The sequence below is a fragment of the Acidobacteriota bacterium genome, assembly GCA_033549365.1.
Taxonomy (GTDB): domain Bacteria; phylum Acidobacteriota; class Aminicenantia; order Aminicenantales; family Saccharicenantaceae; genus JAWSUF01.
On the sequence record JAWSUF010000006.1, the window covers coordinates 184,225 to 203,134 of the forward strand.

An 18,910-nucleotide genomic window follows, 5' to 3' on the forward strand; every position below is an offset into this window, starting at 1 on the left:
ATTGCGAAACCCGGGCGGAAGGCAAGCCCTAATTCAGGATATCCCGGAACGCTTCGAGCGCCCGGTCGACATCGGCGTCGCCGACATCCTTGTGGGTGACGAAACGGACACCGGCGAAGACGGCCAGCGCCAAAACGCCCCGTTCCTTCAATTTTTCGAGAAACGCCGGCGCGGAAAGCCGGGGATGGCTGAAGCGGAAGAGGACGATATTTGTTTGAACGGACTCGGGATCGAGCTCGATGCCCGGAAGCCCGGCGATCCCATGGGCCAGCCGGGAAGCCCGGGCATGGTCCTCGGCCAACCGGGCCGGCATCTCCTCGAGCGCGATGATGGCCGGGGCGGCCAGGACACCGACCTGTCTCATCCCGCCGCCGAGGGCCTTTCGCAACCTCCGGCCGTATTCGATTGAGCTTCGGTCGGCCACAAGCAGCGATCCGACCGGCGCCGAAAGTCCTTTCGACAGGCAGAAAATCAAGGAATCCACGCGCGCGGCATAGTCTTTGACGGGAACGCCGGATGCCTGAGAGGCGTTGAAAATCCTGGCGCCGTCCATATGGACCTTCAGACCGTGCTCGTCGGCCAGGCCGCGCAAGGCCTCCAGATTTTCCAGGGGAAGAACAGCGCCGCCCCAACTGTTGTGAGTGTTCTCCACACAGATAAGCGATGTCCGCGGGATATGAACGGACGGCTTCCGGATATTGTTTCGCACGTCGCCGGGATCCATGACACCGCGGTTTGAGCGAAGGGGCCGGGGCGTGACCCTGGAGATCAGCGTCATATGGGTCGATTCCATGTTGTAGATATGGGACTTTTCCTCGACGATGACCTCGTCCAGCTCCTGTGTCCACATCTTGACGGCGATGGAATTTCCCATGGTTCCCGAGGGGACGTAGAGAGCGGCGTCTTTGCCCATGATCCGGGCCGCCCGGGCCTCGAGATCCTGAACCGTCGGGTCGTCGCCGAGAACATCGTCGCCGACCACGGCTTCGGCCATGGCCCGGCGCATCGCGTCCGAAGGCCGGGTGACGGTATCGCTGCGGAAATCCGAAAAAGTCATGATAAGTCCTCCTGATAAATCTGAACGACCCTCATTATAGGCGGCGCTCCATCGGGTGACAAGGGGCGATGCCCGGCAACGCCCGGGCTGTTTACAGAGTTCGGAATATATGTTAGTAATGAACAAGGCGCGTGCGCGCGAAGATGCCCATGATCAAAAAGAGACTGATTGACGTATGCCTCGGGGCCCTCGTCTTTTTCAATATTTTTTTTCTGAGCGCCGTGATCTTTTCCCAGGTTATCCTTACGGGAGAAAGTGTTTCTCTCCCCGACCTGAGCGGAAAAACCGTGGACGAGGCCCGGACCGAGCTTGCCAGAAAAGACCTTGTCGTTATTCAGAAAGGCTGGGTCTTCCACGATCTCTATGACCGCGGCCGGATCGTCCAACAGGATCCGGCGCCGGGATCCAAGCTTCAAGTGACAAAAACCGTTCAGGTTCTGGTCAGCGCCGGAAGCGAGCTTGTCTCTGTTCCCGCATTCGAGGGACGGAGCCTTGAGGCCGTCACGCCGGCCATCCGCCAGTCCGGTCTCGTCCGAGGACCCCTGTCGCAAATTCACACGCCCCGCTATCCGGCCGGACGCATCATCGCCCAATCGCCGCCGCCGGGGACGACCATCGATCGCAACAGCGCCGTCGGTTTTCTCATCAGCCAGGGCGAACGTGAACAGCGCTTTCTGATGCCGGATCTCATCGGCCGCAAGGCCGACCGCGTCATCGAGCGTCTCCGAAGGTTGGATTTCAAGGTCGGTGATATCCGGTATTCCTATTATCCGGGCCGGGAAGCCGGCGTGATCATCGGACAATATCCGCCGCACGGATTTCGAATCCAGAAAAGAAATCTGATCACTCTGGAGGTCAGCCGCTGATGGTTCACATTGCTCCTTCCCTTCTTTCCGCAAATTTCGCCCGATTGGGCGAAGCCGTCCGCATGGCCGAAGACGGCGGCGCCGACGTCATCCACTTCGATGTCATGGACGGCCGCTTCGTCCCGAACATCACCTTCGGACCGCTGGTCGTTGAAGCGCTCCGGCCCCTGACCTCGCTTCCGTTTTATGTTCATCTCATGATCGAGAACCCCGGAAAATTCATCCCCGCCTTTCGCCAGGCCGGCGCCGATTGGATTTCGTTTCACATCGAGGCCTCGACCCATCTCCACAAGGATATCTCCCTGATCCGCGAATCCAGCGCCCAACCCGGTCTCTCTCTCAATCCGGCCACCCCTCTGCATCTTCTCGAAGAGATCCTGCCCGAACTCCACCATGTCCTTCTGATGTCGGTGAATCCCGGTTGGGGCGGCCAGACGTTCATTCCATCATCCCGGGCCAAGATCCGGAAGCTCCGGGAGTGGATTCGGCGCGAAGGTCTGTCAACCCTCATCGCCGCGGACGGAGGGATCGACCATCAAAACGCCGAGTCTCTTGTTCAGGACGGACTGGACATCGTCATCGCCGGATCGGCCGTCTACGGCGACCCCGACCCGGTTGCGGCAACGGCCCGCCTGAAACAAATGGCCGAGCGCATCAACGCCGAGGGCCGGTCATGAAAAGCCTGGTCACAGGGGTGGCGGGTTTCATCGGATCCCATGTCGCCTCCCGGCTCCTGGACCTGGGTCACGAGGTCACGGGTGTCGATATTTTCACCGATACCTATCCCCGATGGATCAAGGAAAGAAACCTGGCCCGCCTGTCGGGCCGGCCCGGCTTTCATTTTCTCGAGACCGACTTGGAGACCCCGGCTCTCCCCGAAATCCTTCGCGGGGTCGAGACTGTGTTTCATCTGGCGGCCCAGGCCGGCGTGCGGGCCAGTTGGGGGCGGAGTTTTTCGGAATATATCAAGAACAACATCCAGGCAACGCAAAACCTTCTCGAAACCTGCCTCGGGCTTCCGGATCTCCGGCGTTTCGTCTACGCCTCGTCCTCATCGGTCTACGGGCTCACATCCGATCTGCCCATGAAGGAAACGAGCCCCGTGCGGCCCCTGTCCCCCTACGGCGTAACCAAGCTTTCGGCCGAACAGCTCTGTTTCCTGTATTTTAAAAACTATGGAGTTCCGACCGTATCCCTGCGCTTTTTCACGGTGTACGGCCCCGGCCAAAGACCCGACATGGCGTTTCACAAATTTTTCAAGGCCCTGGGCCGGGAAGAAGCCATTCCGGTTTTCGGCGACGGGCGGCAGACCCGGGACTTCACCTTCATCGACGACATTGTCGCCGCCAACCTGGCCGCCGTCGAGCGCGGACGCCCGGGAGAAACCTACAATATCGGCGGCGGACATCGGGAAACCCTGGCCGATGTCATCGCTCTTCTGGAAGACGTTTGCGGAAAAAACGCCCGTCTGGACAGTCAACCGGTTCAGAAAGGAGACGTCCCCGACACCTGGGCTGACATCGACAAGGCCGGGCGGGACCTGGGATACGCCCCGGCGACCGACCTCCGCCTGGGACTCGAACAAGAATGGAAATGGATTCGGGGGCTCTACGCTTTTTAACATCCCCCGATCCGGAAAAAGGACATGCTCATGCCGAAAACGCAACGATTCAAGGCCGGCGCGGCCATGCTCGCCGTCATGCTGATCGCCTGCGCCGCCGCCGGCTGCAAAAAAACCACGGTCGAAATCACCCCGGAGGTGGCCTCTTCGGACGAAGCCCTTTTCAAGATGGGAGAATCCTTCATCAAGAAAGATCCGGAAAAAGGGCTCATTTATCTCCGCCAGGTCATCGATTCCTTTCCGAAAAGCTTCTACGCCCAGAGAGCCAAGCTCCTGATCGCGGATTCCTACTTCGACAAAGGCGACGAGGGCAGCATGATTCTGGCCGCGGCGGAATACCGGGAATTCATCAATCTCTATCCCTACAGTCCCTCAGCGGCCTATTGTCAATACCGTATCGCCATGACGTTCTACGCCAAGGCGCTGAAACCCGGACGCGACCCAACCCGCACCCGGCAGGCGCTGGCCGAATTCCGCAGGGTCGTCGCCAATTACCCGTTGAGCGAATATGCCGCCCAGGCCGAGGAAAAGATCCGGGATTGCGAGGAGCGGCTGGCCGAACACACCATGACCATCGCCCGGCATTATCACCGGGCCCGCGCCTACCGGGCGGCCACTAGCCGCCTGACCGAGCTTCTCACCGCCTATCCGATGTATTCCAAAATGGACGAGGTCTATTTTCTTCTCGGCGATTCCTTTTTTCTCTGGGGTCAGATGGATCAGGCTCAACCCTTCCTGACAAAACTCCTGACGGACTTTCCGGAAAGTTCCTATGCCTCCCGGGCCGAGTCCCGGCTCAGGGAAATCGAAAACAGGGCCAAGAACTGAGAGACACCACCATGAAAACACGACTCCCTTTTCTGGTTGCAGCCGTCCTGGGCGTAATCCTCGTCCCCGCCTCGGCGGACGGGGCGGACATGACCTGGGGTCCGGCCTCAGGAGAGAGTTTCCGCATCGGTCCGGGCTTGGGGGTGATATCACGGGTGATTTCCTGGGATGACGGCACGGAGTTATCCAACCTGACCGCAACCTCTTTCTCCCTCAATGCCGAATTCGATCTGAAATGGGGCCTCAGTCTCGGCATCCGGGCGGGTTTTTCGTTGTCGGACTATGCCGGAATGTTTTTCAGAAATCTCCCCTTTTCCCTGGAATACGCCTCGGGAGGCGCCGAGGGGGTGTTCGGAGGCGTTTCACTGAAAAAAAATTTATTTTCCGCCGGAGATTTCGAGATTGGCATGCGGGGTGAATTCGTCTATAACATCGGGCTCAAGAAAACCTGGGCTCTCGAAGGACTCGCGGTTGAAGGGCAAGCCGTCGGTGAACCCCGTTGGATGGCGGGATGGGCGGGTCCGACCGTGATGTACAGGGGATTCGAGAAATTCGTCCCTCGCCTCACCGTTGCCGCCGAATGGTTTTCCGGGGAGTTTCTTGTGCAGCAGACCGTGGGCGACTTGAAAAGGAGCGAGACCAAGGAATTTCAAGGCGCCGGTTTGATCCGCGTGCTTCTGGGCGCCGATTATCGGATCGGCCCCAGGTTAACCTTGACCGGAGAAGCCCTGATGATCCCCTGCAAAGATGGGATTTCGACCGGAGCATCCGCCGGACTTCTCATTCACTTCTAGCCCACCGATGCCGAGGAGGATTCGATGATGATGACGACAAAACGCGGCAAAACGGCCGGCCGCATTTCGATCTTCGGCGCCGTCCTGGCCGCCGCCGCGCTGGCTTCGGCCGCCCTCTCCGTTGAAACCGATCGCCGTATCCGCCGCAATCTCTCGGGAGAGGCTCCGGTCATCCAAACAAGCCCTGAAGTCCGGGACCGATCCGGCGACGGAGCCCGTTATGCGGAGAACCGGGTTCTCATCCGTTTCAAGCCCGGCATCACCATCCAGGGCGCGCAGGCGCTTCTGAAAGCCTACGGAACGGCTCCTTTGGAAAGGATCCCCCACGTCGGCGTTCACATTGTCCCGATCCCGGACGGCGTTTCCGTCAAGGAATTCCTTGGCGCACTGAAAAGGAATCCCGATGTTCTCTATGCCGAGCCCGATTTCTCGACCCGGCTGGCCCTCACACCGAACGACGAATTTTTCTGGCGCCAGTACGCCCTGTCCAATACCGGGAATAATCTTCGTGGTGTCCCCGGCGCCCCCACCGGAAAGAGAAGCGCCGACATCAAGGCGACGGCCGCTTGGGAAGAAACCCAGGGCGACCCCGATGTCATCATCGCCGTCCTGGACACCGGCGTGGACATGAATCATCCGGATCTCATCAACAAACTCGTATCCCGCGGACGGGATTTCGTCAATGACGACAATGACGCCTCCGACGACCATTGGCACGGCACCCATGTCGCCGGAATCGCCGGAGCCGAAACCAACAACACCCAGGGCATCGCCGGCGTGGCCTGGAAATGTCCCATTCTTCCCGTGAAGGTTGTGGACAATAAGGGAGTCGGCTATTACAGTTGGCTGATCCAGGGCATCATCTATGCCGTACAGAACGGCGCCCAGGTGATCAACATCAGCCTGGGAGGCGATGACGTATCGGATTCCCTGCGTGACACGCTGAAGTTCGCCTACGAAGAGAACATCGTCATTGTCGCCGCAGCCGGAAACGAAGCCGGGCCCGTTCTCTATCCTGCGGCCTATACGGACTATGCCCTGGCCGTCGCGGCCACGGATTCCGAAGATCAACGGACCGCCTGGTCGAATACCGGCGCCGAAGTGGACGTGGCCGCCCCGGGCGACCTGATTCTCAGTCTTGTCCCGACGTGGTATTTCGGCCCGCAGTTTCCCCCCTACGCCTATGCCTCGGGGACGTCCATGGCCGCTCCGCATGTCGCGGGGATGGCCGCGCTTGTCCGGAGTCTCAAACCCTGGTTGAAAGCCGGAGACGTCATGAACATCATCCGGTACTCGGCCGAAGACGTCAACGCGGATGAACACCCCGGACGCGACGATCACATCGGATACGGACGCATCAACATGGAAAAGGCCATCGTTCCGCTCAAGCTCAAAACAAAATTCTGAGGGACGATGCTCAAGTCTCTCCGCATCCGGAACCTGGCCACCATCGAGGACCTCCAGCTCGACTTCGAAGCCGGCTTCACCGTCATGACCGGGGAAACCGGGGCCGGAAAATCCGTCATCATTGATTCCATCCGCCTGATTCTGGGTGAGAAAGCCTCTTCCGACATGGTTCGGACCGGGAAAGCGGAGGCGGCCGTGGAGGCCGTCTTCGAACCCCTCTCTCCTCCTCCGCCCGGCCTGGAAGATCTCGCCGCCGGAGACGAGGATCTTCTTATCCAGAGAACGATCGCCGAACAGGGATCGGGCAAATGCTACATCAACGGCGTGCTCGTTCCCCTGCGCAAGCTGCGCGAAATCGCCCCCCGTCTTGTGGACATCTACGGCCAAAACGACCATGTGTTTTTGCTCGAGCTGCAGAATCATCTTCTCTATCTGGACGCGTTTCTGGACGCCTCCGAACTCAAGGACAAGACCGCCGCCGCCGCCGCCCGCATCAAGGAACTTCTCCGCCGAAAAAAAGAACTTGAAGAAAAAAAAGCAGGACGCGAGGCGCGCCTGGACATTCTTGATTATCAAATCCGCGAGATCGAAGCCGTGCGCCCGGATCCCGGAGAAGAGGCGGCCCTGCTCCAGGAAAGGGACATTCTCAAAAACGCCGAAAAGATCGCCGTGGCCGTCGATTCGGCCCTGAACCTGGCTTATGAAAACGAGAATGCCCTCCTGTCCGCATTGGAAAAGCTGCTGGCCGATCTCCGCGATCTCAGGCCCTTTCTTCCCGCCCTCAGGGACTTCGAAAAACCCCTGGAGGACTTCGGGATTCAGCTTCGGGAACTCGCGGACACGCTGATTCGATTCCGTGACGGACAACCTTCCCCGGAAAACCTGGAGGCCGTCGAGGAAAGACTGGATCTTCTGGAAAAACTCAAAAGAAAATACGGCGGATCCATCGCCGCCGTCTGCGATTACGCCGACAGGGCCCGGGAGGAATACCGGGACCTGCTCGAAAACCGGGAGACCCTTGAGGATATTGCATCTTCCCTGGCCGGCGCTTTCGAGGATTATATCCGGACGGCCGGGGAACTCAGCCGCCGCAGATCCCAAGCGGCCGAAGAACTCGGCGGAATCATCGAAAGGGAAATCGCTCTTCTGGGCATGAAAAAGGCACGATTCGAACCCCGTCTTTCGTCCCGGGCCCCCGACCTCGCCGATCCCTCAACCTTGAGGGAGAGCGGAACGGACGACGTGGAATTTCTCATTTCTCCGAATCCCGGTGAGGAACTTCGCCCGTTGAGACGGATTGCATCCGGCGGCGAGCTGTCCCGGATCATGCTGGCCCTGAAATCGGCCGGCCGGGAATCCGAAGAGATCAAAACCCTGATTTTCGACGAGATCGATTCCGGAATCGGCGGCCGGACGGCCGAGTTTATCGCCGAAAAGCTTCGGACGCTGGCCTCGCGACACCAGGTTCTCTGCATCACGCATTTGCCGAAAATCGCCTCTTCGGCGGCCCGCCATGTCCGCATCGAAAAAAAGGTGGCCGAAGAGAGAACCTTCACCTCGGCTTTCGCCGTCAACGGCGAGGATCGCGTCATGGAAATTGCGCGACTGGTCGCCGGGAGCCGCATCTCCGAAGCCTCGCTCGAGACCGCACGGGAGATGCTTGGCATCGGAGCGGGGATCCGACCTGAAAAGGAGAGAACATGATGACAAGGATTGATGCCGCCGTTGAGGATTTCCGAAAGGGTTTCAGCTGTTCGCAGGCCGTTTTGGCGGCCTTTGGACCGGATTTCGGTCTGGACCGGGAGACGGCGTTAAAGATCTCCCAGGTTTTCGGCGGCGGCCTGGCCCGTTCGGCGGGAACCTGCGGCGCCGCGGCCGGGGCCCTTCTCGTCATCAGCCTGAAACACGGCCGGACACGCCCGGAGGATACGGCCGCGCGCGAAACGACCTATGCCCTGACCCGGGAATTTTTGCACACATTCCGGAAGCGGCACGATAAGCTGGACTGCCGGGACCTTCTCGGCTGCGACATCAGCACCGCGGACGGGTCACAAAAAGCCTCCGAATTGAAACTTCACGAAACCTTATGTCCGGAATTCATCAGGACAGCGGTCGAAATCCTGGAAGAGCTTCTCGATCAGCCTCCGGCGCAGCCGGAAGCTTAAGCGGAACACGGAGGAACGGAGACGGGCATGGCCGGCGGACTTCAAGGGCGGCGCTTCCACATCCGGACTTTCGGCTGTCAAATGAACGTCAGCGATTCCGAGCATATGGCCGGACATCTTGTCCGTGAGGGAGCGCTGCCGGCCCCCGTGCCGGAATCCTGCGATATTCTGATCGTCAACACCTGCGCCGTCCGGGCCAAGTCCGAGGAGAAACTCCTATCCTTTCTCGGCCGAATGGCCAAAATCAAAGCCGCGCGCGGAATGACCATCATCGTGGCCGGATGCGTGGCCGAGATCCGGAGTTCGGAGATGCGGACCTCCCGGCCCTTCATCGACGGTTTTCTCGGTCCCGGACGCATCCATGAGCTGCCCGATCTCCTGAGGGATGTCGCTTTCTCTCCAGGCATCAGGACGGGAACGCCGGCGGAATGGATCGAACCCCCCGAAAGCCCGGTCCTCCGCGAGAGCCCGTTCTCGGCCTTTGTCACCGTCATGGAGGGCTGCGACAACTTCTGCGCCTATTGCATCGTCCCCTTCAGCCGGGGACGGGAACGTTTTCGACCCATGTCATCCATTCTTCACGAAGTCGAGGCCTTGGGAAGGGAGCGGTTGGCGGAGATTCAGCTTCTCGGGCAAAACGTCAACTCCTATCGCGATCCCGAAACGCGGATCGGGTTTTCCGGACTTCTCCGGGCCGTCGCCGGATCTGCGGACATCCCCTGGATCCGATTTCTCACCTCTCATCCGAAAAACTTCACCCGCGACATTGCGGAAACCATGGCCGCGGAGCCCCGGATCTGCCGCCACATCCATCTTCCTCTCCAGTCGGGCTCGACCCCCGTCCTGAAACGCATGAAACGGGGATACACCCGCGAGGATTTTCTATCTCTCGCGGCCCTTCTTCGCGACCTCATGCCCGGACTGGAATTGAGCACCGACATCATTGTCGGTTTTCCCGAAGAAAGCGATGCCGAGTTCTCCGAAACCCTGGATGTCATCCGCGATCTCCGCTTTGTCAATATCTTTTCCTTCCGATATTCACCGCGACCCGGAACCGCAGCCGCCCGATTGAAGGACGATGTGCCCGCCGAAGTCAAAAAGAACCGGCTTCTCGAGCTCCAGGCCGAACAAAAGCGGATTCAACTCGAAAAAAATGCAGGATTGGTCGGACGGACCGTCCGGGTCCTGGTCGAAGGCCCGAGTCGACGCGGCCCGCACGATGTCTCCGGCCGGACGGAAGCTCATCAGGTCGTCAATTTCCCCGCCGGAAAAACCACGGCCGGACGGTTCGTCAACATCGCCGTCACGTCGGCCGGACCCTACAGCCTCCGCGGCAAGATCGTCGGCCCACCCGCCGGGTCTTAACACCAAACGCACAACCCCGGCTGAAGGGGTTGTGCGCGGGTCGAGATTGCTGTTCCAACAAGGCAGCGGCTCACGAAGGCGTAGTCAGTCTACGTCGAGTGAGCTGCAACGCAGTTGGAATAGTGAGATCGGCACGCCCGTAGGGTTAAAAGAGCCGGAAATAAGAGAGAAAGATAATCCCCCGGCTCTTTTAGCGCACAACCTCAGCTGAAGGGCGTTGCACATTGGTGAGGTTTCGGCTATAATCATCAGCTAACGAATCCACGAAATCACCAAAAATGAAAGTCAACGTCTGGAATACGATTCTTCAGCTCAGCAAGGAGCGTGATGTCGAACCCCGCATCATCATCCAGGCCATCGAGGAATCGCTCAAGGTTGCCGCAGCCCAGCATTTCACATCCCAAGAAGACATCCAAGTGCTTTTCCGGCCCGAAAAAGGCGAGCTCCGCGTTTTCGTAGAAAAAACCGTCGTCCCCGGGAAACCCGTCGACGAAAGCCGGGAAATCTCGCTGGAAGCGGCTCGAACCGGCCATCCCGAAGCGCGGACGGGCTCAACCATCGAAATTGACCTTCCCTCCGAAACATTGGGGCGGATCGCCGCCCAGGCCGCAAAGCAGGTCATCTTTCAAAAAGTCCGAAACGCGGAACAGGAAAAGATCTACGGCCAGTACGCCCATCGCATGGGGGAAATCGTCAGTGGAATCGTCCGAAGATCGGAACCTCACGGAACCATCCTTGAAGTCAGTCGAACCGAAGCCCTCCTTCCCCATAGGGACAAACTCCCTCAGGATGCCTTCAAAAGAGGCGAACATATCAAGGCCATCATCATCCAGGTCCTCAAGGGTTCCGCAAAAGGATCCCAGATCGTCGTCTCCCGGACGAACTCCCATTTTCTGGCCCGTCTTCTTGAGCTCGAAATCCCCGAGATCGCCAACCGGACCATAGAAATCATGGATGTCGTGAGGCAGCCCGGAGAAAGAGCCAAGGTCGCCGTCCGCACCCACGAGCGGGATATCGATCCCATCGGCGCCTGCATCGGCGTCAAGGGCAACCGGATCCTGGCCATTTCCAAGGAACTCGGAGGAGAAAAGATCGACATCATTTCTTGGTCTCCCAATCCCGCCTCTTATGCCAAGGCGGCCCTCAGCCCGGCCAAAGTCGACAAACTTGTCATCACCAGCAAGGCCGACAAGGAAATCCGGGCCCTTGTTCAGCCCGGGCAGTTGTCTTTGGCCATAGGCAAAAAGGGAATCAATGTCAAACTCGCTTCCAGACTCGTGGGCTGGAAAATCTCCATCCAAGAAGAACAAACCGATGACTAAGCCAACACCCAAGAAAACCGCTCCCAAGAAACCCGTCAAAGACGCCGCGGCGGCGGCTCCGCCGAAACCCCTGCCCAAGCTTATCCTGAGCGAAGGCATGACGATCAAGGACGCCGCCGACGCCGCAGGAATCAAGCCCAAGCCTCTTCTTGACAGAATGTCCTCGGCCGGACTGGAGATGGGGACAAACGATCTTCTCGATGAATCCTCGATTGCGTCTTTCGCCAAGGCTGCGAAACGCGAAGTCGAATACATCAAATTGGAACAGGCCGTCCGCAATCTCGCCGAAAGCGATGAGAAGGCTCTGATCACCCGTCCTCCCGTGGTGACCATCATGGGCCACGTCGATCACGGCAAAACAACGCTGCTGGACAACATTCGATCATCCCGTCTCGTCGACAAGGAATTCGGCGGCATCACCCAGCACATCGGCGCCTACCGCGTGCGCCATAAAAACCGGAACATCACGTTCATCGACACTCCGGGTCACGAGGCCTTCACCCAATTGCGGGCCCGGGGCGCCGGAGTCACCGATATCGTCGTCCTGGTGGTCGCCGCCGACGACGGCATCATGCCTCAGACAAAAGAAGCCATCAATCATGCCCGGGCGGCGGATGTGCCGATCATTGTCGCCATCAACAAAATCGACAAGCCCGAGGCCAATGTCGACCGCGTCAAGCAGCAGCTGTCCAAAGAGGATCTCCTCGTCGAAGACTGGGGCGGAAAGACCATTTCCGTCGAGATCTCGGCCACGGAAGGGAAAAACATCGAGGATCTTCTGGAAATGATCCTGCTTTTGGGCGACATTCAGGACTTGAAAACCAACCCCAAGGTGCCCGCTCAAGGCGTCGTCCTCGAATCCAAAATGGATCCCAAGAAGGGACCCGTCGGATCGGTTTTGATTCGTCACGGCATTCTGGAGCAGGGACAGGCCTTCCTGTCGGGAACGTCTTTCGGCCGGGCTCGGGCCTTGTTCGATGAGAAGGGCCAGTCCATGAAGGCCGCGGCGGCCGGTGTTCCGGTCGAGGTCATGGGATTCCAGACCGTCCCCCAGGCCGGAGACCTGTTTCAGGTCGTATCCGACCTCCCCACCGCCAAGAAGATCGCCGAACATCGCGTTCTTCAGGATCGCAAACCGGAACCGGTCGTTCAGGAACGGGCGACCCTGGATGAACTCTTCAAGAAAATCGAGGACGGTCAGCCCAAAGAACTCAACCTGATCGTGAAAGCGGACGTTCATGGATCCGTTGAGGTTCTGGCCGATCTTCTGCCCTCTCTGGCCACTGAGAAAGTCCTGATCAAGGTCGTTCATGCGGCGACCGGTCCCATATCCGAAGCCGACGTTCTCCTGGCTTCCGCATCCCGGGCGGTCATCATCGGGTACAATGCCCGCGTGCTGCCGAAGATCGCGGATCTGGCCGCCCGCGAGAATGTCGAAATCCGCCTTTATACGATCATCTACCAGCTCACCGACGATATCAAGAAAGCGGTCATCGGACTTCTCGACCCCGTCATCCGGGAGACCGTCATCGGCCACGCCGAAATCCGGAAGGTCTTTCAGATCCCCAAGATCGGCCTCGTGGCCGGCTGCTACGTGACCGACGGCCGGATCGCCCGAAATGCGGAAATCCGGATTTTGCGCAACCGCGAAATCATTCATCAGGGACGGATTTCCTCTCTCAAGCACGTCAAGGAAAACGTCAACGAGGTCAAAAAAGACTATGAATGCGGGATCGGCCTGGACCGGTTCAAGGACATCCAGCCTCGCGATGTCATCGAGGCCTTCATCCGGGAGAAGGTTCGGCCCGCATAGACCCTCGGAGGCCGCATGATCATCGGCGTCCTGCTTTTGGAGGTCCATTTTCCCGGCGCCCGATCTCTCAAGGACAAGCGCAAGTCGCTCAGCGGATTTCGCGACAGGGTGCGGGGACGGCATAACGCCGCCGTGGCGGAGCTCGACTTTCAGGATAAATGGCAGAGGGCCCGGATCGGCGTCGTCACAATCAATTCCAACCGTTGTGTGGTGGAAAATGTTTTGGCCCGGGTCCTGTCCGAGGCCGACATGTTCCTGGACGGAGAGGTCGTCGGGCATGAGGTTCAGGTCTTCTGACATCGAGGAGGGATCATGGCACGAAACCCGGGAAACCGCAGCCGGAGAATTTCGGAACTGATCCGGGAAGCCCTCAGCCGAATCCTGATTGAAAACGTCCAGAATCCGGAAACCGGACTGCTGACGGTGACCCGCGTCGAGATGAGCGCCGATCTTCTCACGGCCCGGATCCACATCCGTTCCATCGGGCAGACGGTCTCCGGCCCGGACATCGCGGAGATTCTCGATGCTCGGAAAGACCACATCCGCCGCCGTCTTGCCTCCCGCCTGAATTTGAAGTATAATCCGCAACTTGTTTTTGCCTGGGACCCGAGCCCTGAACTCGAGGAAAAGATTGACGCCATTATGGATGCAGAGAAAATCGATGACGACTGATTCCCCTCCCGACCTGATCGCCGCAAAAATCCGCGAATCGCGGCGAATCGCCGTGACCTCCCATCTCCGGCCGGATGGGGATTCGATCTGCACGTCTTTGGCTCTGACTCTCATGGGCGAGGCTCTCGGCAAAACGGTCGATATCGTCAACACGGACAAAACGCCCTTCCCTTTCTGCCACTTGGCCGACGCCGCCCGCATCCGCACGGGGCCCATCGATCCCTCCCTGTATGACGCCATCATTTTCCTGGAATGCGCCGACGTCTCCCGGTCCGGGCATACCGGCCTCGACGACGGATTCAAAATCAATATCGACCACCACTATTCGAATTTTTTTTACGGGGCGATCAATTGGGTCGAACCCAAGGCCCCGGCCGTCGGAGAGATGGTCTTCCGGCTGGCCGGACATCTCGGTGTGACTCTTCCCCCGAAGGCCGCCGAACATCTCTATTGCGCCATTGTATCCGACACGGGATCCTTTCAGTTTTCAAACACGACCACCTGCGCTTTCGAGGCCTGCGCCCGGCTGACCGAACTCGGGGCCAGTCCCATCCGTGTCTCCGAATTTCTTTTCAACAATACCATCCCGGAAAAAGTCATTCTGCTCGGCCGGGTCCTGTCCCGGCTGCGTTTGAATTCCCGGGGCAACATCGCGACGATCAGCATGTTCCGAAGCGACCTGGATAGCCTCAATCTCAGGGAAATCGACGTCGAGGACATCACAACCGTAGCCCGTTCCATCCGGAACCTCGAAATGGTCATGTTCTTCAAGGAAATCGCGCCGGAGACGTTCCGGGTCAGCCTAAGATCCAAAGGGGGAGCCAACGCGGCGCTTGCGGCCGAGCATTTCGGAGGCGGAGGACACGTCCACGCCTCGGGATTCACGGCTCATGGTCCCCACGACGAACTGATCCGAACCATTCCGGCCGCCATCGAAAAACTGCTCGATGAGGCGCGTTCCGGAAGCCGGCCGGCAACCTGAGCCCCGAGGTCACCCGGCGCCATGGACGGGCTGATCGCCATCGACAAACATCGGGGGCCGACATCCCATGATATCGTCGCCGCCGTTCGAAAGCTGCTCCACATCCGAAAAGCGGGCCACTGCGGCACCCTCGACCCCGATGCCTCCGGCGTGCTTCTTGTCGCCCTCGGCCGGGCCACACGCCTGTCTTCATTTCTCACAGGTCACGAGAAGTCTTACACCGGAACGATCCGGCTCGGCTTTTCCACGGATACCTATGACGCTTCGGGGCGGCCGACGTCCGATCCGTGCCGAACCCTTCCGGACCGTCAGGACATCGAGCGGGCCATGCGGAAGGTTGAGGGTGAAATACTGCAGGCCCCTCCGCCCTTTTCGGCGAAAAAAGTCGCCGGCATTCGTCTTTACAAACTCGCCCGAGCCGGACATCGTGTCGATCCGAAGCCCTCGACCGTCACCGTCGCGGTCTTCCGCCTTCTCGATGACTCCCCTCCTTTGATCCGTTTTGAAACCCGGTGTTCGGCGGGAACCTTTGTGAGGTCGCTGGCTCACGATCTCGGCATCCGGCTCGGCTGCGGCGCGCATCTCACCGAGCTCACCCGGACCGTCTCGGGACCCTTCATCCTGTCCGAATGCGTCTCCCTGGACCGGCTTCGGGAAGCAACGGAGAGCGGGAAGGCCGAAAGTCTTCTCATCCCCATCGAAGATCTGCTTCCCGAATTCCCGGCCGTGTCTCTCCATGCGGAAGAGGCCGCCAGAGTCGCCCACGGTGCAGGGATTCCCCTTCCCGGAGACGCCGGGGTCTCCGAATCCGGTCCGGACGTGCCCCTGAAGCTGATCGGTCCGGACGGTCTTCTGATCGCCCTGGCCCGCCGTACGGCGGACGGCGGCTCTCTTCAGCCTTTTCTGGTCCTCCGTCCTCATTCGCGGACAATTTCTTGAATTTTTGGCGGATCTATTGTATGGTATTGGGATTATGAGGCTGAATAAGAACCAGATCGAACACTTGGCGTCGATGATACTCCGCGGCCTGACCCGTGAAGAAAAGATCATCGTGGAGGATAAATCCGTCCTTTTGGAAAACATCACCCAACTCATCTTTGAGGAATTTCATAAAGAAGATCAGCTCGACCAGGAAGTCCGGGAAATCCTGAGCCAACACATGGAAAAAATCCGCAAGGACAATATCGAATATCAGACCATGTTCCGCATGATCAAGACAAAAATCGCCAGGGAAAGGAATATCGTGCTGTGAGCAACCGCCTGTCACGGGAAAAGATCAACTTCCTGTCGCGCCAGATCCTCAACCTTCTGGCCAAAGACGACAAGGTGGAATTCCTTGACGATCCCAATGAAATCCGCCTGGTCATCGTCAAATCGATCGAACAGGAGATGAAGCTCTACGAATCCCTGGACCGCAAAGCCATCGACAAAATCCAGTCCCAGAAAAAATCGATCGAAGAAGGCAGCCGGGAGTGGGAAATCCTCTATCGCAAGTATTACAACGACGAGCTCAACAAGCTCGGCAAACTCAGCGAATAACCCTTTTCAGTTTCAGATACTGATTCAGGGCGTCATTCCAAAGGGACATTTTCGCCAAGCCGGATTTTTCAGCCCGGCCGGCATCCAGAATCGAATAGCCGGGCCGCAGGGCCGGCGCCGCCAGTTCCTGGGTCGTGATGGGGACCAGGTCGGGCTTCCGTCCCAGGGCATCAAATATGGCTCGGGCAAACTCATACCACGTGCATTGCCCGCGGCTGGTCAGATGGTAGAGGCCATAGCCGTCGGTATCGAGAAGAGCGGACGTCCGGTCGGCAAGCTCAAGAGTCGATGTCGGAGCGACGGTCTGATCGTCGACGACCCGGATGGGCTTCCCCGAATCCGCCAGGGCGATCATGGATTCGACGAAATTGCGGCCTTTTTCCCGGCATCCGGCCCGGCCGAACAGGCCGCATGTCCTGATGACGAAATGACGCGGGGCGATGTTTCGGACGAAATATTCCCCCGCCAGCTTGGACACCGCATAGACGCTCTGGGGATTCGGAGGATCGTCTTCGGTATAGGGAGTCTTTTTCCGGCCGTCAAAGACGTAATCGGTGCTGAAGTGAACCAGCACGGCCTCGATGTCCCGGCACACCCGGGCGAGATCCCGGACGGCAAAGGCGTTGACGCGAAATGCCTCCAGAGGCCGGGATTCGCATTCATCAACACGGTGAAAGGCGGACGTGTTGATGACGATTCCGGGAGAGATCTCACGGAGAACCCGGCCCGATTCTTCCGGATGCGTGACATCGAATTCCGGGTAATAAAGCGGGTGAACATCCTCTCCCGAGAGGGTTTCAAGCAGGTCGGAACCCAGCTGTCCGTCCGCACCGATCAGGGCGATTCTCTTCATCAGCCGTGTTTTTCAGGTTGAATGAAAGAGGCCGAAGGCGATGCCTTCGGCCTCTTTGTTGAATGTCGGATGGTTATCAGAATACAAGCCTGAAACCCAGAGCAAATTTGTGATGGGTATCGAAGGCCCGGTCGCCGCCCAGCGGGGAGCGGAATTCAAAGAACAGCGAACCCACGCTGGTGTAGCGATTGAAGAGTTCGACGCCCACGTTGCCGACGGCGTCAAGACCCGACTTGTGATCGTAATACAGGTTCCCGTCCGCATCCAGCCTGGTGGCATCGTAATCCTGGGCCTTGGTGCTGTAGCCCAATCCGGCGCCGAAATACACCGGTCCGGCGTGGACGTTGGCCAGGGCATTGGCCAGGAACATGAATTTCCAGGGCGACCCCACGCTGGGAATCGCGCCTCCGGCTGAAAGAACGACACTGAACTGATCGGGACTCAACCAGGCAAAGAGACCGCCTCTCAGGAATCCGTAAGTCGTATAGGTCCCTTTCGCCAGGAGCGGCCCGGCCTCGACCAGCCAGAAGAGTTTCTTCCGGGTCACACGGAACGACGTCCGGCATGTTTCGGAAGGAGCGGAAGCGGCGCCGTCATTGTCGAAAACGGTGACATCGATCGTGTAATTGCCTTCCCTTGTAAAGACCCGTTCCCAGATGAACGGAGGCTGGGAGGCGACATAACTGTCAACCACGGTCCCCGAGGCATCCAGAAGCTCAAAGGAGGCCCGGACGACGGTTCCATCGGGATCCGTCGATCTCGAGGCGTCAAATAGGATCGGACGGCCGACGTAATCCTCGCAGACCTGACACGTCATGTCCAAAACACAGATCGGCGGGGCGTTGACATAGACCTTGGCTTCACAGGGATTGGTTGAAACCACTCCGGCGGCGTTGGTCGCGCTGCCCTTGAATTCATATTCGCCCGGCTTGTCGAACGTCGTCTGCCATTTGGCGTTCGCCGGCGTCAGTTTCTGGGAAGCGACCTTGTTTCCCTGAGCGTCGAAGATATCCACGGTCATGGATTGGGCATGTTGCGTGGCGCTCATGTCGACGGTGACCGGATCGCCGATATTGACCCGGTTCGGAGAAACGGCCAAAGCGCAAACCGGCGGGGGGACCGCGTCCGTAATCTTTCTCAGGGCAATGTTGCCGCAAGGTTTTGGGATGACAAACTCGTAGGTTTTGTAATCCTTGTCGACCTTGATGGCGAAGACCTCAAGGGGTGCGCGGCCGGCCCACTCGATATTCCGGGCCACTTTGACCTTGCCCTGGGATCGGAAAAGCATCCAGGGCATGACATCGCCCACGGGAACGGCGGTGTCTTCGAATCGGGTTTTTTGGAGCTGTTCCATAAAGGGCACATAGAGTTCACCGTATCCGGCCAGATCGAATCCAACCTTGATGTCCCCGGCATAACGATCGACCAGGGTTTTCATGACTTCGGCCGTGGGGATATCCCCGCGAACTCTGGCGAATGTGTAGACGCCGATTCTCTGAAGTTTTGTCGTCTGGGCCAAAGCCCCGGCGGCCAACAAGAAAAGGAGCGCAATTGTCAGAATGGGAAGGGTGCTTTTTTTAATCATACCATCCTCCTTGCAGGAAATTTTAAAATAATTTCCTTTTA

Annotated in this window: 20 protein-coding genes; 17 read left to right on the top strand and 3 right to left on the bottom strand. The window is 58.7% G+C overall.

Translation table 11 applies throughout. The features are described 5' to 3' along the window. Positions 1-28 precede the first annotated feature (28 nt). Entirely contained in the window at positions 29-1,057 is a 1,029-nt protein-coding gene (locus SCM96_10455; protein MDW7761044.1) for a GntG family PLP-dependent aldolase, read from the bottom strand. A 149-nt stretch (positions 1,058-1,206) separates the two neighbouring features. Here SCM96_10455 and SCM96_10460 point away from each other — a divergent pair, with 149 nt between their 5' ends. The 17 genes from SCM96_10460 to SCM96_10540 all read left to right on the top strand — a co-directional run bounded on the left by SCM96_10460 (position 1,207) and on the right by SCM96_10540 (position 16,431). Further along, entirely contained in the window at positions 1,207-1,923 is a 717-nt protein-coding gene (locus tag SCM96_10460; GenBank protein ID MDW7761045.1) for a PASTA domain-containing protein, read from the top strand. Continuing rightward, a complete protein-coding gene (rpe, locus tag SCM96_10465; GenBank protein MDW7761046.1) occupies positions 1,923-2,600 on the top strand; it encodes a ribulose-phosphate 3-epimerase in 678 nt (225 codons plus the stop codon). Before SCM96_10460 ends, rpe begins: the two co-directional genes overlap by 1 nt. Next, complete coding sequence (locus SCM96_10470; protein MDW7761047.1) at positions 2,597-3,544, top strand: NAD-dependent epimerase/dehydratase family protein; 948 nt, start codon at positions 2,597-2,599, stop codon at positions 3,542-3,544. The genes rpe and SCM96_10470 overlap by 4 nt, the downstream gene beginning before the upstream one ends. A gap of 30 nt (positions 3,545-3,574) precedes the next feature. Further along, a complete protein-coding gene (gene bamD, locus SCM96_10475; protein ID MDW7761048.1) occupies positions 3,575-4,372 on the top strand; it encodes an outer membrane protein assembly factor BamD in 798 nt (265 codons plus the stop codon). Between the two features lie 11 nt (positions 4,373-4,383). Beyond that, a complete protein-coding gene (locus SCM96_10480; protein ID MDW7761049.1) occupies positions 4,384-5,166 on the top strand; it encodes a hypothetical protein in 783 nt (260 codons plus the stop codon). Positions 5,167-5,190: 24 nt separating this feature from the next. After that, on the top strand, positions 5,191-6,573 hold the full coding sequence (locus SCM96_10485) for a S8 family peptidase (protein ID MDW7761050.1): 1,383 nt from the start codon (positions 5,191-5,193) through the stop codon (positions 6,571-6,573). Positions 6,574-6,579: 6 nt separating this feature from the next. Then, a complete protein-coding gene (gene recN, locus SCM96_10490) occupies positions 6,580-8,277 on the top strand; it encodes a DNA repair protein RecN (GenBank protein ID MDW7761051.1) in 1,698 nt (565 codons plus the stop codon). Then, a complete protein-coding gene (locus SCM96_10495) occupies positions 8,274-8,738 on the top strand; it encodes a C-GCAxxG-C-C family protein (protein ID MDW7761052.1) in 465 nt (154 codons plus the stop codon). Before recN ends, SCM96_10495 begins: the two co-directional genes overlap by 4 nt. A 27-nt stretch (positions 8,739-8,765) precedes the next feature. Next, positions 8,766-10,103 carry a tRNA (N6-isopentenyl adenosine(37)-C2)-methylthiotransferase MiaB gene (gene miaB, locus SCM96_10500; protein ID MDW7761053.1) on the top strand — a complete coding sequence of 446 codons (1,338 nt, stop codon included), beginning with the start codon at positions 8,766-8,768 and terminating at the stop codon, positions 10,101-10,103. Between the two features lie 278 nt (positions 10,104-10,381). Further along, positions 10,382-11,425: a transcription termination factor NusA gene (gene nusA / locus SCM96_10505; GenBank protein ID MDW7761054.1), complete on the top strand. Its 1,044-nt coding sequence runs from the start codon at positions 10,382-10,384 to the stop codon at positions 11,423-11,425. After that, positions 11,418-13,238, top strand: a complete 1,821-nt coding sequence (gene infB / locus SCM96_10510) for a translation initiation factor IF-2 (protein ID MDW7761055.1) — start codon at positions 11,418-11,420, stop codon at positions 13,236-13,238. The genes nusA and infB overlap by 8 nt, the downstream gene beginning before the upstream one ends. Positions 13,239-13,253: 15 nt before the next feature. Further along, positions 13,254-13,535 carry a DUF503 domain-containing protein gene (locus SCM96_10515; protein MDW7761056.1) on the top strand — a complete coding sequence of 94 codons (282 nt, stop codon included), beginning with the start codon at positions 13,254-13,256 and terminating at the stop codon, positions 13,533-13,535. Positions 13,536-13,550: 15 nt separating this feature from the next. Then, a complete protein-coding gene (rbfA, locus tag SCM96_10520; GenBank protein MDW7761057.1) occupies positions 13,551-13,910 on the top strand; it encodes a 30S ribosome-binding factor RbfA in 360 nt (119 codons plus the stop codon). Then, positions 13,900-14,892, top strand: a complete 993-nt coding sequence (locus tag SCM96_10525; GenBank protein MDW7761058.1) for a bifunctional oligoribonuclease/PAP phosphatase NrnA — start codon at positions 13,900-13,902, stop codon at positions 14,890-14,892. Before rbfA ends, SCM96_10525 begins: the two co-directional genes overlap by 11 nt. A gap of 21 nt (positions 14,893-14,913) precedes the next feature. Beyond that, on the top strand, positions 14,914-15,831 hold the full coding sequence (gene truB, locus SCM96_10530; GenBank protein MDW7761059.1) for a tRNA pseudouridine(55) synthase TruB: 918 nt from the start codon (positions 14,914-14,916) through the stop codon (positions 15,829-15,831). 34 nt (positions 15,832-15,865) lie between these two features. Further along, positions 15,866-16,144, top strand: coding sequence for a DUF507 family protein (locus tag SCM96_10535; GenBank protein ID MDW7761060.1), 279 nt, complete (start codon positions 15,866-15,868; stop codon positions 16,142-16,144). Beyond that, complete coding sequence (locus tag SCM96_10540) at positions 16,141-16,431, top strand: DUF507 family protein (protein ID MDW7761061.1); 291 nt, start codon at positions 16,141-16,143, stop codon at positions 16,429-16,431. Before SCM96_10535 ends, SCM96_10540 begins: the two co-directional genes overlap by 4 nt. On the opposite strand, the gene rfbD is transcribed toward SCM96_10540, so the two are convergent. Both rfbD and SCM96_10550 read right to left on the bottom strand, forming a co-directional pair. Then, the gene (rfbD, locus tag SCM96_10545; GenBank protein ID MDW7761062.1) at positions 16,421-17,284 is read right to left on the bottom strand and encodes a dTDP-4-dehydrorhamnose reductase; all 864 of its coding nucleotides are present in this window, start codon (positions 17,282-17,284) and stop codon (positions 16,421-16,423) included. The two genes, SCM96_10540 and rfbD, sit on opposite strands and share 11 nt — an antisense overlap. A 76-nt stretch (positions 17,285-17,360) precedes the next feature. After that, positions 17,361-18,869, bottom strand: a complete 1,509-nt coding sequence (locus SCM96_10550) for a PKD domain-containing protein (GenBank protein ID MDW7761063.1) — start codon at positions 18,867-18,869, stop codon at positions 17,361-17,363. Positions 18,870-18,910 lie beyond the last annotated feature (41 nt).

Excerpts from the sequence above, each read along its gene's own strand:
- SCM96_10535 (MDW7761060.1), top strand. The coding sequence starts at position 15,866 with ATGAGGCTGAATAAGAACCAGATCGAACACTTGGCGTCGATGATACTC.
- SCM96_10515 (MDW7761056.1), top strand. The coding sequence starts at position 13,254 with ATGATCATCGGCGTCCTGCTTTTGGAGGTCCATTTTCCCGGCGCCCGA.
- rbfA (MDW7761057.1), top strand. The coding sequence starts at position 13,551 with ATGGCACGAAACCCGGGAAACCGCAGCCGGAGAATTTCGGAACTGATC.
- rfbD (MDW7761062.1), bottom strand. The coding sequence starts at position 17,284 with ATGAAGAGAATCGCCCTGATCGGTGCGGACGGACAGCTGGGTTCCGAC.
- bamD (MDW7761048.1), top strand. The coding sequence starts at position 3,575 with ATGCCGAAAACGCAACGATTCAAGGCCGGCGCGGCCATGCTCGCCGTC.
- SCM96_10550 (MDW7761063.1), bottom strand. The coding sequence starts at position 18,869 with ATGATTAAAAAAAGCACCCTTCCCATTCTGACAATTGCGCTCCTTTTC.
- SCM96_10485 (MDW7761050.1), top strand. The coding sequence starts at position 5,191 with ATGATGATGACGACAAAACGCGGCAAAACGGCCGGCCGCATTTCGATC.
- SCM96_10455 (MDW7761044.1), bottom strand. The coding sequence starts at position 1,057 with ATGACTTTTTCGGATTTCCGCAGCGATACCGTCACCCGGCCTTCGGAC.
- SCM96_10525 (MDW7761058.1), top strand. The coding sequence starts at position 13,900 with ATGACGACTGATTCCCCTCCCGACCTGATCGCCGCAAAAATCCGCGAA.
- SCM96_10470 (MDW7761047.1), top strand. The coding sequence starts at position 2,597 with ATGAAAAGCCTGGTCACAGGGGTGGCGGGTTTCATCGGATCCCATGTC.
- nusA (MDW7761054.1), top strand. The coding sequence starts at position 10,382 with ATGAAAGTCAACGTCTGGAATACGATTCTTCAGCTCAGCAAGGAGCGT.
- infB (MDW7761055.1), top strand. The coding sequence starts at position 11,418 with ATGACTAAGCCAACACCCAAGAAAACCGCTCCCAAGAAACCCGTCAAA.
- rpe (MDW7761046.1), top strand. The coding sequence starts at position 1,923 with ATGGTTCACATTGCTCCTTCCCTTCTTTCCGCAAATTTCGCCCGATTG.
- miaB (MDW7761053.1), top strand. The coding sequence starts at position 8,766 with ATGGCCGGCGGACTTCAAGGGCGGCGCTTCCACATCCGGACTTTCGGC.
- SCM96_10460 (MDW7761045.1), top strand. The coding sequence starts at position 1,207 with ATGATCAAAAAGAGACTGATTGACGTATGCCTCGGGGCCCTCGTCTTT.
- SCM96_10495 (MDW7761052.1), top strand. The coding sequence starts at position 8,274 with ATGATGACAAGGATTGATGCCGCCGTTGAGGATTTCCGAAAGGGTTTC.
- truB (MDW7761059.1), top strand. The coding sequence starts at position 14,914 with ATGGACGGGCTGATCGCCATCGACAAACATCGGGGGCCGACATCCCAT.
- recN (MDW7761051.1), top strand. The coding sequence starts at position 6,580 with ATGCTCAAGTCTCTCCGCATCCGGAACCTGGCCACCATCGAGGACCTC.
- SCM96_10480 (MDW7761049.1), top strand. The coding sequence starts at position 4,384 with ATGAAAACACGACTCCCTTTTCTGGTTGCAGCCGTCCTGGGCGTAATC.